The following is a 14,204-nucleotide window of genomic DNA, read 5'->3' on the forward strand; positions in this document are numbered from 1 at the left end:
CCTCCCCCTTCCAGGGGGAGGTGAAGAGTGCTCGTGGCGACCTCTGCCGTCCTCAGTTCGTGCCGATGCCGGCGTCGCGCAGGACCTTGGCGTAGAACTCCGTCTCGCGGGCGAGCTGGGCGTCGAGCGCCTCGGGAGAGCCGGGGGCGGCGACGGCGCCGAGCGTCTCGAGCTTCTCGACCACGTCCGGCATCTTCAGCACCTTGGCCATGTCGGCGTTGACCTTGGCGACGATCGCCTTGGGCGTGCCGGTCGGCGCCATCACGGCGAACCACGAGTCGTAGTCGTAGGCCGGCACCGTCTCCTTGACGGTCGGGACGTCCGGCAGCTTGGCGTTGCGCGTGTTGGAGTTGATCGCCAGCATCCGCACCTTGCCGGCCTGGGCGAGCTCCTGCGCGTTCGGGATCGGCGCGAAATAGAGCTGCGCGTCGTTGCGGATCACCGCCGTCACGGCGTCCGGCACGCCCTTGTAGGGCACGTGGACGATGTTGATGCCGGCGCTCTGCCGCATCAGCTCGGAGCCGAGGAACGAGGTCGAGGCGACCCCGGCGGAGGAGAAGTTCAGCTTGCCGGGCTTCTCCTTGGCGAGCGCGATGAAGTCCGGAAGCGACTTCGCCTCGAGCTCCGGCGGCACGATCGCGACCAGCGGCACCGAGGCGACCTTGCTGATCCCGACGAAGTCCTTCACCGGATCGAACTGGATGTTCTTGTTCACCGTGCCGGCGACCGTGTGGCCGTTGGAGGTGAGCATCAGCGTGTAGCCGTCCGGCTGCGCCTTGGCGACCGCCGTGGTGCCGACGAGGCCCGGACGGTTCTCGACGATCACCTGCTGCTTCCACATCTCGCCGAGCTTGTCGGCCAGGATGCGGGCGAGGTTGTCCGTGATGCTGCCGGCCCCGAACGGCACGACGATGCGGACGAGCTGGTTCGGATAGGCGGCCGCGTCGTTGCCGGCGGCGCGGGCCGACGGCGGCAGTGCGAGAGCCAGCAGCGCAGCGCCGGCCACGATGGTCGTCTTCAATCCCCTCATGGGGTCCTCTCCCTTGGGCTGGCCCGGCGCGATCCGAGATCGCGAGGCTGCGTCCACGTTGATTTTCGTTGGATTGGCCGGTCCGACCGGCAGAGACCCGCCGCGGATGCGATCCGCGGCGGGAGACGTTCAGGCGAAACGGGACGTCAGTTGGTGCCGACGCCGGCGTCGTGCAGCGCCTTGGTGTACCGCTCGGCTTCGCGCTTCACCTGCGCGTCGAGCGCGTCCGGCGTGGTCGGCGACGCGACGGCGCCCTGCGCCTTCAGCTTCTCGATCACGTCCGGCATCTTGAGGACCTTGGCGATGTCCTCGCTGGCCTTGGTGATCACGGCCTTGGGTGTCGCGGCCGGTGCCAGCACGGCGAACCAGGAATCGTAGTCGTAGGACGGAACCGTCTCCTTCACGGCGGGGACGTCCGGCATCTGGTCGCTGCGAGCATTGGAGTTGATGGCGATCGCCCGCACCTTGTTGCCGGCGGTGAGCTCCTGGGCCAGCGGGATCGGCGTGAAATAGAGCTGTGCGTCGCCGCGGATCACCGCCGTGGTCGCCTCGGGCGTGCCCTTGTAGGGGACGTGGACGATGTCGATCTTGGCGGCCTGCTTGAGCAGCTCCGACGACAGATAGGTGGTGCTGGCGATACCGGCCGAGGAGAAGTTCAGCTTGCCGGGCTTCTCCTTGGCGAGCGCCAGGAAGTCCGCCATCGTCTTCACCGGCAGATCGGGCGGAACCACCGCGACCATCGGCACCGAGGCGATCTTGGTGACGCCGGCGAAGTCCTTCACCGGATCGAACAGGATGTTCTTGTTGATGACGTTCGCGATGGTGTGACCGTTCGAGGTCAGCATCAGCGTGTAGCCGTCGGCCTGGCCCTTGGCGACGCTGGTGGTGCCGGGCAGGCCGGGCCGGTTCTCGACGATGACCTGCTGCTTCCAGACGTCGGAGAGCTTGTCGGCGAGGATGCGGGCCAGGCTGTCGGTGACGCTGCCGGCCGAGAACGGCACGACGATGCGAACCATCTGGTTCGGGTAGGTGCCTTGCGCCCATCCGGGGGTCGCCAGGGCGACCAGCGCGGCGCCAGCGAGGGCGATCGTTCTCAGCTTCATGTGTTCCACTCCCATTTTTATCGATATCGCGGCAGGTCCGGCGTGCAGCGGCCCACTGTCTGATTGGTGTTGGTCGCCGGGGGGCGACGTCGGGGTCCTCCTTCGCGAGCGATCTCACTTGCGGCCTGTCGAGCCGGTCGCTGATCTTCTCGCGACTCGCCTGCAGCCTGTCGTTCGAAACGGTCGATAACGGACGTCCAATAAAGCACAACCGCCGAACTGCGCAAATCCGGCGTGGCGGTGCCGCGCTGCGGCGAATTGGCCGGACTCGCGCACCTGCGTCTTTGAATTCCGCTTCCATCGGGATTACATGGCGCTCACCGACATCGAGGGTCTTCATGCGCACCGAACAAGCTCGCCCGATCCGCCTCTCGGACTATCGCCCTCCCGATTGGCTGGTCGACACGGTCGACCTCGATGTTGCATTGCACCCGACCCGGACGCGCGTGCGCGCACGCCTCGCGGTGAAGCCGAACCCGGCCGCCGCCGGTGCTGCGCCGCTGGTGCTGGACGGCGACGATCTGGTTCCGCTCTCGGTCGTCATCGACGGCGTGCCCCTCGCCGCCACGGCCTACGAGGCGACGCCGGACGGTCTGTCGATACCGCAACCGCCGGCCGGCCCGTTCGTGCTTGAGATCGAGACCGAGATCGATCCGTCCGCCAACACCAAGCTGATGGGACTGTACCGGTCCAGCGGCAACTACTGCACGCAATGCGAGGCCGAAGGCTTCCGCCGCATCACCTATTTCCCCGACCGGCCCGACGTGATGGCCGTCTACACGACCCGCATCGAGGCCGACCGCGACGAGGCGCCGGTGCTGCTCGGCAACGGCAATCTGGTCGGACACGGCGAGGTGGCCGGCACCAACCGCCATTTCGCCGTCTGGCACGATCCCTTCCCGAAGCCCTGCTATCTGTTCGCGCTGGTCGGCGGCCGGCTGACCGCCCGCAAGACGACCTTCACGACCATGTCGGGACGCCGCGTCGAGCTCGCCGTCTATGTCGAGAGCGGCAAGGAGGATCGCGCCGGCTACGCGCTGGAGGCGCTGGAGCGCTCGATGCGCTGGGACGAGCAGGCGTTCGGGCGGGAGTACGACCTGGACGTCTTCAACATCGTCGCGGTCGCCGACTTCAACATGGGGGCGATGGAGAACAAGGGCCTCAACATCTTCAACGACAAGTACGTCCTCGCCTCGCCCGAGACCGCGACCGACGCCGACTTCGCCCATATCGAGGCGGTCATCGCGCACGAGTATTTCCACAACTGGACCGGGAACCGGATCACCTGCCGCGACTGGTTCCAGCTCTGCCTGAAGGAAGGCCTCACCGTCTTCCGCGACCAGGAGTTCTCCTCCGACATGCGGTCGCGGCCGGTGAAGCGCATCGCCGACGTGCGGGTGCTGCGCGGTCATCAGTTCGTCGAGGACGCCGGCCCGCTCGCGCACCCGGTGCGTCCCGAGACCTATCGGGAGATCAACAATTTCTACACGGCCACCGTGTACGAGAAGGGCGCCGAGGTGGTGCGGATGCTCAAGACCCTGCTGGGTCCCGAGACGTTCCGGGCCGGCATGGATCTGTATTTCGCCCGGCACGACGGCCGCGCCGCCACCATCGAGGAGTTCGTCGCCTGCTTTGCCGAGGCGGGCGGCACCGACCTCTCGCAGTTCATGCTCTGGTACGCCCAGGCCGGGACCCCCGAGATCGCCGTGACGCGTCGCCACGACACCCCGTCCGGCACGCTGAGCCTCGACATCGCCCAGGTGCTGCCGCCGACGCCGGGCCAGCCGACCAAGTCGCCGATGGTGATTCCGCTGGTGCTGGGTCTGGTGGGACCCGACGGCACCGACGTTCCGCTGGTGCTGGCCGGGCGCGGCCCGGTCGAGCGCGGCGTGCTGGTGCTCACCAAGCCGGCCGAGACCTTCGTGTTCGAGGGGATCAGGACCCCGGTGGTGCCGTCGCTCAACCGCGGCTTCTCGGCGCCCTTGAAGATCAACGCCGATCTCACCAGCGACGACCTGCGCTTCCTGGCCGCCCACGACAGCGATCCGTTCAATCGCTGGCAGGCCGTGCAGACGCTCGCCTCCGAAATCCTGATCGGCAATGTCGCGGTGATCCGGGCCGGCGGCGGGGTGCGCCACGACGGCGGCCTCGTCCACGCGCTCTCGGCCGTGCTGGCCGACGACCGGCTGGCGCCCGCCTATGTGGCGCAGGTGCTGGCGATCCCGTCGGAAGGCGACATCGCCCGCGACATCGGCCGCGACGTCGATCCCGAGGCGATCTGGCTGGCGCGCCACGCGCTGCGCCGGGCGATCGGCAACGACCTCGCGCCGGCACTGCGGGTCCTCTACGACCGGCTCCGTGACGACGGGCCCTACTCGCCCGAGGCTGCGGCCGCCGGCCGCCGGGCGCTGCGTAATGTCTGCCTCGACCTCCTCGCCGCACCGGGCCACCCGGGCGCCCTCGCGCTCGCCGCCGCCCAGTACGCCGAGGCCGACAACATGACGGACCGGATGGCGGCGCTGGGCACGCTCAGCCTGCACGAGACGCCGGAGCGCGAGGCGGCGCTCGCCGACTTCGCCGATCGCTTCCGCGGCGACCCGCTGGTGATCGACAAGTGGTTCGCGCTGCAGGCCATGATCCCGGACGCCTCGACGCTCGCCCGGGTGCAGCGCCTGACCGAGCATCCCGCCTTCTCGCTCGGCAACCCGAACCGCGTCCGCGCGCTGGTGGGCTCCTTCGCCCAGGCGAACCACACCCAGTTCAACCGCGCCGACGGCGCCGGCTACGATTTCGTCGCCGACCTGGTGATCGCGCTCGACGCCCGCAATCCTCAGGTGGCGGCACGGCTGATGACGGCGTTCCGGAGCTGGCGGGCGCTGGAGCCGGGGCGCCGCGCCAAGGCCCGCACGACACTCGAGCGCGTCGCCGCGGCACCCTCCCTGTCGCGCGATCTCGCCGACATCGTCGAGCGTTCGCTCGGCGAGCGCTGAGCGCGGCGCCGCGACGGCGCCCGGATCGGCTCCCCGGAGGCGGCACCGTCCGGCCCCGTCTCGTCTAGGCGATTCGAAACTAACGCCTTTTTCTCACGTGAGAAAAATGTGGCCGAAATCGATTCGGGGACTCTCGACAAATCGTTAATATTCGATTCCAATGCCGCCGTTCGGGGAGATGCGGCACATCCTTCCGACGATTCAAATCGAGTCCGAACGGAGGCTGGCGATGGCGCCCGCTCACGGTGCGAGCGCGTCTGCGAGTACCGATTCCATAAAGGCATTGGCGCAATCAGTCGCCAAGCCGGCTTATCGGCGGCTCCTCGTGGCGGAGCCCGTACTCCGACGCGCTGTCCCGGTGCTCATCCTGGTGTTCCTGATCACGATCGCCACCGGGGCGGCCGTCCAGATCCGTGACAATCACCGGCAGGCGACCGCGGCTGCGGCACACGAGATCGAGCTGATCGCGGCGCTGCTGGCCGAGCGCCTGGAGCGCATCGCCCGCACGGCACCGCCGACCCGTCTGCAGGACGAGATCTCGGCGCTGATCGGCGCCGATCCGGCCCTGCGCGATCGCGACGTCTTCGTCACCAACGCGGCCGGGGTGGTGATCGCCTCGACGCCGCCGGAGCGCGCCCGCGGCAAGCGGCTCGGCGATCTGGCGACGCCGATCGCCGGCGAGCCGCTGCTCGGCCGGCACCACAGCGTGATCGAGAGCGAGCTGGCCGAAGGCGGCACCGGCCTCACCACGCTGCGCGATCTGCCGGCCCCGCTCGGCCAGGTGCTGGTGATCACGCCGTCCTCGACCGCCACGGCGGCGTGGCGCTCCGACACGGCCATGACCGTGACGCTCTCGGCGACCACCGGCTTCGTCGTGCTGATCCTCGGCTTCGCCTTCCATTGGCAAGCGGTGCGGGCCCGCGAGGCGGACCTGATCCACGACACGGTCCGGCACCGCATCGACACGGCGCTCAACCGCGGCCGCTGCGGCCTGTGGGACTGGGACTTCGCCTCCGGCCGGATCTTCTGGTCGCACTCGATGTTCGCGATCCTCGGCATCGAGTGCCGCGACGAGTTGCTCGAATACGAGGACCTCGAAGCCCTGGTGAACCCGCAGGACGTCGACCTGGCGGCTCTTGCGGTGCAGATCGCCGACGGCCAGACCAAGGCGATCGACCGGGCCTTCCGCATGCGCCACGCGCGCGGCGACTGGGTGTGGCTGCGGGTGCGTTGCGAGATCATCCGCCAGGCCGACGGCAGCGCGCCGCATCTGATCGGCATCGCGGTCGACATCACCGAGCAGAAGAGCCTGGTCGAGAAGACGGTGGCGGCCGATCTCCGCCTGCGCGACGCCATCGAGACGGTGCCCGAGGCCTTCGTGCTGTGGGACGCCGAGAACCGCCTGGTGCTGTGCAACTCCAACTTCCAGGAACTCTACAACCTCTCCGACTCCGCCGTGGTCGCCGGCACCTCCTACGAGGCCGTGCTGGCCGCCGGCAGCCAGCACGTGGTGCGCACCATCGTCAACGAGAACGGCGCCACCGGCACGGGCGGCCGCACCTTCGAGGCGCAGCTCGACGACGGCCGCTGGCTGCAGATCAGCGAGCGCCGCACCAAGGACGGCGGCTACGTCTCGGTCGGCACCGACATCACCAAGATCAAGCGCCACGAGGAGAAGCTGATCGAGAGCGAGCGTCGCCTGATGGCCACCATCAGCGACCTGCGCAACTCGCAGCAGACGCTGCAGGCCCAGGCGCGACAGCTCGCCGAGCTGGCCGAGAAATACGCCGTGGAGAAGACCCGGGCCGAGGACGCCAATCAGGCGAAGTCGAAGTTCCTGGCCAATATGAGCCACGAGCTGCGCACCCCGCTCAACGCCATCATCGGCTTCTCCGAGATCATGGAAGCGCGGCTGTTCGGGCCGCTCGGCGTCGACCGCTACGACGAGTACTGCCGCGACATCCGCGAGAGCGGGCAGTACCTGCTCGACGTCATCAACGACATCCTCGACATGTCGCGCATCGAGGCCGGCCGGCTGCGCCTCGACTTCGAGACGGTCGAGATCGACCGCATCCTGGGCGAGGCGATCCGGGTGGTCTCCAAGCGGGCGCACGACAAGACCCTCACCGTGACGTCGCGGATCGAGTCCAGCATCGGCCTCGTCGCCGACCGCCGGGCGGTCAAGCAGGTGGTGCTGAATCTCCTGTCCAACGCCGTGAAGTTCACGCCGGAGGGCGGTGAGATCCGGGTGCACGGACGGGTGGCCGGCAACGCCGTCGTGATCGCCATCGCCGACACCGGCATCGGCATCACCCGCCATGCGCTGGCGCGGCTCGGCCGGCCCTTCGAGCAGGTCGAGGACCAGTTCACCAAGAGCCACCAGGGCTCGGGACTCGGGCTGGCGATCTCCAAGTCGCTGGTCGAGCTGCATCGCGGCACCATGCGGCTGCGCTCGACGCCGGACCGCGGCACGGTGGTGGTGGTCCGCCTGCCGCTCGACGGCAACCGCGAGACGACCGCCGGCATGGACGAGCTCCAGGCCGCCGCCCGCCGCTTCGACGCCGCCCTCGCCTACGCCGACCTCGACCGCGCCGCCGTCCGCCCCTGCGCGTGAGCGGGGCCTAACGGCGCGTACGCCGGCGCCAAGCCGTCCAGTCGATCGGCTCCGGCTCGCTCGCGACCAAGGCGATCGCGTCCGGTGCGAGACGATCGGTGAACAGCATCAGATTCGCGCAAGCCCATCGGGCGCTCGGCGCCATCAGACCGTCGAAGCCGAGAAAATGCGCCGCATCGGCGATCTGTTGGGTTCGTCCGTAGTCGCGCTGCGCCCACCGTTCGACATCCACACCGAGGCGGCCGAGCATTGCCATGTCGGCGATGCGCAACGTTCGGGCGCCGGCAATTCGGAGCCGGTGCGCGAACCAGCGAGGTCTGGACGGAAAGACCGGCTGCGACGACAAAAGCGCGTGGAGCTCGGCCAAGGCGCCGTCATGGTCCAACGCCGTATAGAGAACCTCGAAGCGGCCGTTGCACCAGCGACTGAGAGAGGCGCCGCCGACACTTGGGTCGCGTCCTTCCCGGACGACCCGCCATGCCTCGCCCTCGAAGGGTTCGCCCGCCAGCGCCTCGACCGCATCGAGGAGATCGAGGTCGCGGGCCCGGCGGAGATCGTCCGACATCAGCCGAAGGCGCCCTGGTCCAGCGCCTCGATGACGGCCAGCACATCCTCGGTCCGGCCGGCATGGATCCGATCGATGGCCCGCTCGCCGCCGAGCATCGGGTGCGGGGCATGAAGCCAGAGCCGGGTCTCGTCGGGTGTGTAGAACTCCGCGAGCCGATCGACGACATAGCGGAGCTCGGCCATCACGGTCTGGGTGCGCAGGTCCGGCATCGCCTTGCCGCTCGCCCAGCGCGACACGGTCGCCGGCGAAACAGCGACGATGTTGGCGATATCCTTGCCCTGCAGACCGCCGTCCTCCCGAAGTCGATCCAGGATTCGGCTCACGGCCGTCGCCATCACCACGTCTCCACAGAACGACGGATTGATTTCAGATCATCACTCGACTGAAATCAAAACTCAACCCTGTGGAAGAAGACCCTACGGCTCCTCGCCGAGAATCCGCACGAAGGTGGCGCGGACGCGGTCCTGGGTGTCGGCCACATGGGCCTCCAGGGTGGCGAAGTCGGGCACGTCGGCGGCCCGGGTGAGCAGCGCCAGCAGGCCGGCGCCGGCCTTCTCGGGATCGAACGGCCCGGGCAGGCACAGGCGCAGCACGTGGGTGAGGTCGTGATAGAGGCGCGCCGCGGGCCGCAGCACCTCGGCGTCCTCGACCGAGAGGAGCCCGTGCCGGGCCGCCTTCTCCAGCACCCGGATGGTCGAGGTGTCGAGGATGGCCGGCGTGGTCGCCGCATGGACGAGCTGCAGGTACTGGGCGACGAACTCGATGTCGACCAGTCCGCCGGCCACGTATTTCAGGTTCCAGCGCTCGTCGTCGCCCTTCTCGGCCGCGATGGCGCGGCGCATCTCGACGACGTCGCCGGCGATCGTCGCGGCGTCGCGGCGCACGCACAGCACCTCGCGGATCGCCCCTTCCACCGCCTGCGCGAAGGCCGGCGAGGCCGAGACGACGCGGGCGCGGGTCAGCGCCATGTGCTCCCAGGTCCACGCCTCGGTGCGCTGATAGTCGCGGAACGCCGCGATCGAGGTCGCGACCGGGCCGGAGCGGCCGGACGGCCGCAGCCGCATGTCGACCTCGTAGAGCCGGCCGTGATTGGTCTGGGTGGTGAGTGCGTTGATCAGCCGCTGGGTGAAGCGCGCGTAGTACTGGCTGCCGTAGAGCGAGCGGGTGCCGTCGGACTCCGGCTTGGCGGCGTCGAAGTCGTAGATCACGATGAGGTCGAGGTCGGACGACGCCGTCATCTCGCGGCCGCCGAGCTTGCCCATCGCCAGCACGGCGCTCTCGCCGCCGGCGATGCGGCCGTAGGTCGCCGAGAACGTCTCGTCGACGGAGCGGTGCAGCGCCTTGATGACCATGTCGGCGAGCCCGGCGAAGGCGTCGCCTGCCTGCACGGCCGAGACCGTGCCGGACAGGATCCGCGCCCCGATCAGGAACATGTGCTCCTGGCCGAACAGGCGCACGCGATCGAGAAAATCCTCGTCGGAGCGGGCCTGCGCGAGCGAGCGCGCCAGCTCGGCGTCGAGCTGCTCCGCGTCGGGAAGCGCGCCGAAGAAGGCCGGGTCGATCAGCGGATCCATCACCTGCGGATGCGCCGCCAGAATGTCGGCGAGACGCGGCGCGGTGCCGAGCAGCAGGCCGACCAGCGCGACCAGATCCGGATTCTGGTTGAGCAGCGCGAACAGCCGCGCGCCGCCGTGCAGGTTGGAGAGGAAGTTGTCGAAGGCCAGCACGGCGGCGTCGGGATTCTCCGACGCCGCGAGCTGGTCGAGCAGCATCGGCACGAGCTGGACGAAATGGTTGCGCGCCGTCTCGCCGCGCAGGCCGCGCGGGGCGCCCGACAGCCAGCGCCGCACCGTGCTGGACACCTCGAGCGGCGCCCGGAACCCCATCGCGCCGAGCTTGTCGAGCGTCTCCTTGTCGTCGCGGTCCGGCGGGAAGGCGAGCCCACGCTGCTCGGCCGCCCGCACGGCGGCATGCTCGAACAGCGCACCGTAGTGCCGCTGCACGGTGTGCAGCTCGGCGAGCAGCGCGGCCGCGAAGGCGTCCCGGCCGGGGTAGCCGAGGAAGCGGGCGAAGCGCTCCAGCGCCGGGCGGTCGGAGGGCAGGTTGTGGGTCTGCTCGTCGGCGACCATCTGCAACCGGTGCTCGACCTCGCGCAGGAACCGGTACGCGCGAGCGAGCTCGACCGCCGCCTCCGGGGCGATCCACTGCCCCTCGGCGAGCACGTCCAGCATGGCCAGCGTCTCGCGCCCGCGCAGCATCGGATTGCGGCCGCCGGCGATCAGCTGCTGGGTCTGCACGAAGAACTCGATCTCGCGGATGCCGCCGCGACCGAGCTTGACGTTGTGGCCCTCGACCGCGATGTCGCCGTGGCCCTTGTAGGCGTGGATCTGGCGCTTCATCGCGTGCACGTCGGCGAGTGTCGCGAAGTCGAGGTATTTCCGCCAGACGAACGGCGTCAGCTCCTTGAGGAGAAGACCGCCGAGCGCCAGATCGCCGGCGCAGGGCCGCGCCTTGATGAAGGCGGCGCGCTCCCAGTTCTGGCCCGTGCCCTCGTAGTAGCCGAGCGCGGCCGGCACCGAGACCGCCACCTGGGTGGAGGCCGGATCGGGGCGCAGGCGCAAATCCACCCGGAAGACGTAGCCGTCGCCGGTGCGCTCCTGCAGCAGCTTGATCAGCGAGCGGGTGATCCGCACGAACAGCAGCGCCGGCTCGATGCCGGGGGCGAGCGGCGCCGCCGGATCGAAGAACACGATCAGGTCGATGTCGCTCGAATAGTTGAGCTCGTGCGCGCCCATCTTGCCCATGGCGAAGACGACGTAGCCGCTGTGCTCCTCGACGTGGTCGGGATCGCCCGGCACCAGCTTGCCGGCCCGCACGGCGCCGAGCAGCAGGTAGCGCACCGCCGCCCGCACCGCCGTGTCGGCGAGGTCGCTGAGCGCCCGGGTGACGCGCTCGAGCGGCCACACGCCGCCGATGTCGGCGACCGCGATGAGCAGCGCCGCCTCGGCCTTCAGCCGGCGCAGGAGCCGCATCGCCTCGGCGTCCTCGCGGCTCTGCGACACGGCCCGGAACGTCTCGGACATGCGGGTGCGCAGCCGCGCATCGGGATCGGACTGCAGCAGCGTGACGAAGCCGGCCGGATCACGCCGGACCAGCTCCCACAGGAAGGGCGAGCCGTCCGCCAGCGCCTCGACTAGCGCCCGCACGAGGGGATGCGCGGCGGCCAGCGCCACCACGGCGGCTCCGGCGTCCCCGGCCTCGGCGATCCAGCCGTCGACGGCCTGCCGGGCGGCCTCCGGATCGGCCACCAATGGCGCGTGCGCAAGCCGCTCCGCGAGCGTCGCGGGCCTCGGGTCCACGGCCATCGCTGCCGGCTGGTTCGACACGGAAGGTCCTTCAGGCGGGCGCCGCACGGGGAAGGGAAAGCACCACCCGAAGACCCGGCGCGTTGTCCTCGAGGCGCAGGTCCCCTCCATGGAGCCGGGCGATTGCGGATGCAAGGCTCAATCCGAGCCCGGAGCCCGGCTTGGAGCGACTCTGCTCCAGGCGCACGAAGCGGTCGACCACCCGGGTGCGGTCGGCGGCGGCGATGCCCGGGCCGCGGTCGGCGACCGTGATCTCGACCCGGTCGCCGACCGTGGCGGCGGTGACCACGACATCGGCCGGAGGGGCCGGGAACATCGGCGGGGCGTCGGGAACGAGCCTGGCCGGATCGGCGTCGGCGGGGCCGTCGCCCGCCACGGCCGGCACCCGGGCCGGCACCGGCGCCGCATCGGCCGCATACTTGATGGCGTTGTCGATCAGGTTGGCGAGCGCCTGGCCGATCAGCTCGCGGTTGCCCCTCACGGGTGCGAGCGAGCCGGCCTCGATCCGCAGGGCCAGCCCCTTCTCCTCGGCCAGCGGCTCGTAGAGCTCGCCGACGTCGCGGGCGATCTCGGCCGCGTCGAACATCACCATGTCGGCACGCGGCTCGCCGGACTCGGCGCGGGCGATCATCAGCAGCGCGTCGAAGGTGCGGATCAGCCCGTCCGACTCCTCGATGGTGGCTTCCAGCGCCTGCCGGTAATCGGCCTCGCTCGCCGCATGGCGCAGCGCCGCCTCGCTGCGGTTGCGCAGCCGGGTGAGCGGGGTCTTCAGGTCGTGGGCGACGTTGTCGGTCACCTCCTTGAGGCCGCGCAACAACGTCTCGATCTTCTCCAGCATGGTGTTCAGGTTGGTGGCCAGCCGGTCGAGCTCGTCGCCGGAGGCCCCGACCGGCAGCCGTCCGGAGAGGTCCCCCGCCATGATGACGCGGGACATGTCCGTCATGGCGTCGATGCGCCGCAGCACCCGTCGGCTGACGAGAAGGCCACCGACCAGGCCCAGCACGATCACGATCGCCACCGACCAGCGTCCGGCGATGGCGACGATGCGGAACATGTGCTCGCGCTCGGCGAGGTCGCGGCCGACCAGCAGGCGGAAGCCGCCCGGCAGCTCCGACACCTTCACCATGGCGGTGTGCTCGCCGCCGTCCGGCTCCTCGAGGCGGCGATAGCTGGTCTCGACCCAGCCGGTGCGCTCGATCACGCCCGGCTCCAGCGAGGCGACGTTGCCGGCGACGCCGGCACCGGTCGGGGTGGTGACGAGATACAGGCTGGAGCCCGGCTGGTTCGCCCGGCTCTCGACGATGTAGACGAGCCGCCTGAGCCCCGCCGCCTCGAACTGGCCGGTCAGCTCTCCGGTCTCGCTGTCGATCGTGCGGACGATCTGCTCGTTCATCAGCCGCCGCGTATTGAGGGCGAAGTAGCCGAGCAGAAAGGCGGCGAACAGCGCCACCACCAGCAGATAGACGAGGGTGAGCCGGAACGCCGTCGTCTGAACGAGCTTAAGGAACGCCGTCATGTGCGTCCTGGCGGATGATCATCACGGTCCTTCGGGGCATGCCGGAAGCGCGAGCCCGGACTCCAGCCGCCCGTCCCGCAGTCTCGGCCGGATTCCGGGTCCGGCGCGGCGCGCCGCCCCGCAAGGACCACGGAGTTATTTCCCGGAAGCTGAATCACGTATCATGTATCCCGCCCCGCGCACCGTGTGCAGCAGGGGCTGCGCGAATCCCTTGTCGATCTTCGACCGCAGCCGCGAGACGTGGACGTCGATCACGTTGGTCTGCGGATCGAAATGATAATCCCACACGTTCTCCAGCAGCATGGTGCGGGTCACCACCTGCCCGGCGTGCTTCATCAGATATTCGAGCAGCCGGAACTCGCGCGGCTGCAGCACGATCTCGTCCTTGCCGCGCATCACCCGGTGCGACAGGCGGTCGAGCTCGAGGTCGCCGACCCGGTAGACCGTCTCCTCCCGCCCGCCGTGACGGCGCGCCAGGATCTCGATGCGGGCGAGCAGCTCGGCGAACGAATAGGGCTTCGGCAGATAGTCGTCGCCGCCGGCGCGCAGGCCCTTCACCCGGTCGTCGACGGCGCCGAGCGCCGATAGGATCAGGGCCGGCACCGTGACGCCCTTGGCGCGCAGCGCGCCGATCACCGAGAGGCCGTCGCGCTTGGGCAGCATGCGGTCGACGATCAGCACGTCGTAGGTCTCGTGCGAGGCGAGCGCCAGCCCCTCCTCCCCGTCGGCGGCGTGGTCGGCGACGTGGCCGACCTCGCGCAGCGCCTTGACCAGGTAGTCGGCGGCGTCACGATCGTCTTCGATGATCAACAGGCGCATCGTGAGGACCTTCCCGTCGGGAGCGGCGGCCCGCTCCTCGGGCGACGCCTCGGCCAACGGCATACGCAGCGTGGGCGACATGGCCCGCCTCCATCCGGAGAAGTAGCGGCAGCCCGGCGTCCTGACAACCGCGCCGGGAGAGGTGTCCCCGATCGCCGCGGGCGACGGGTGCGGAAAGGGGACGGCGGCGGACCGCCGT

At 69.7% G+C, this 14,204-nt stretch carries 9 protein-coding genes; 2 read left to right on the top strand and 7 right to left on the bottom strand.

The features are described 5' to 3' along the window. Nucleotides 1-52: 52 nt before the first annotated feature. Entirely contained in the window at nucleotides 53-1,030 is a 978-nt protein-coding gene (locus CH341_RS10025; RefSeq protein ID WP_111418894.1) for a Bug family tripartite tricarboxylate transporter substrate binding protein, read from the bottom strand. A 146-nt stretch (nucleotides 1,031-1,176) separates the two neighbouring features. Continuing rightward, on the bottom strand, nucleotides 1,177-2,133 hold the full coding sequence (locus CH341_RS10030; RefSeq protein WP_170149565.1) for a Bug family tripartite tricarboxylate transporter substrate binding protein: 957 nt from the start codon (nucleotides 2,131-2,133) through the stop codon (nucleotides 1,177-1,179). Between the two features lie 338 nt (nucleotides 2,134-2,471). Here CH341_RS10030 and pepN point away from each other — a divergent pair, with 338 nt between their 5' ends. Further along, complete coding sequence (pepN, locus tag CH341_RS10035) at nucleotides 2,472-5,123, top strand: aminopeptidase N (protein ID WP_111418896.1); 2,652 nt, start codon at nucleotides 2,472-2,474, stop codon at nucleotides 5,121-5,123. A gap of 229 nt (nucleotides 5,124-5,352) precedes the next feature. Continuing rightward, on the top strand, nucleotides 5,353-7,737 hold the full coding sequence (locus CH341_RS10040) for an ATP-binding protein (RefSeq protein WP_111418903.1): 2,385 nt from the start codon (nucleotides 5,353-5,355) through the stop codon (nucleotides 7,735-7,737). Nucleotides 7,738-7,744: 7 nt separating this feature from the next. On the opposite strand, the gene CH341_RS10045 is transcribed toward CH341_RS10040, so the two are convergent. From CH341_RS10045 to CH341_RS10065, 5 genes are all read right to left on the bottom strand, one after another. Continuing rightward, nucleotides 7,745-8,302, bottom strand: a complete 558-nt coding sequence (locus tag CH341_RS10045) for an RES family NAD+ phosphorylase (RefSeq protein ID WP_111418897.1) — start codon at nucleotides 8,300-8,302, stop codon at nucleotides 7,745-7,747. Continuing rightward, the gene (locus CH341_RS10050) at nucleotides 8,302-8,640 is read right to left on the bottom strand and encodes an antitoxin Xre/MbcA/ParS toxin-binding domain-containing protein (RefSeq protein WP_111418898.1); all 339 of its coding nucleotides are present in this window, start codon (nucleotides 8,638-8,640) and stop codon (nucleotides 8,302-8,304) included. The genes CH341_RS10045 and CH341_RS10050 overlap by 1 nt, the downstream gene beginning before the upstream one ends. Before the next feature lie 81 nt (nucleotides 8,641-8,721). Next, nucleotides 8,722-11,670, bottom strand: coding sequence for a bifunctional [glutamine synthetase] adenylyltransferase/[glutamine synthetase]-adenylyl-L-tyrosine phosphorylase (locus CH341_RS10055; protein ID WP_170149566.1), 2,949 nt, complete (start codon nucleotides 11,668-11,670; stop codon nucleotides 8,722-8,724). A 31-nt stretch (nucleotides 11,671-11,701) separates the two neighbouring features. Further along, the gene (locus tag CH341_RS10060; protein WP_111418900.1) at nucleotides 11,702-13,186 is read right to left on the bottom strand and encodes a sensor histidine kinase; all 1,485 of its coding nucleotides are present in this window, start codon (nucleotides 13,184-13,186) and stop codon (nucleotides 11,702-11,704) included. A 135-nt stretch (nucleotides 13,187-13,321) separates the two neighbouring features. Continuing rightward, nucleotides 13,322-14,005, bottom strand: coding sequence for a response regulator transcription factor (locus CH341_RS10065; protein WP_111418904.1), 684 nt, complete (start codon nucleotides 14,003-14,005; stop codon nucleotides 13,322-13,324). Between the last annotated feature and the right edge of the window lie 199 nt (nucleotides 14,006-14,204).

This window comes from Rhodoplanes roseus, from assembly GCF_003258865.1.
GTDB classification, from domain to species: Bacteria; Pseudomonadota; Alphaproteobacteria; order Rhizobiales; family Xanthobacteraceae; genus Rhodoplanes; species Rhodoplanes roseus.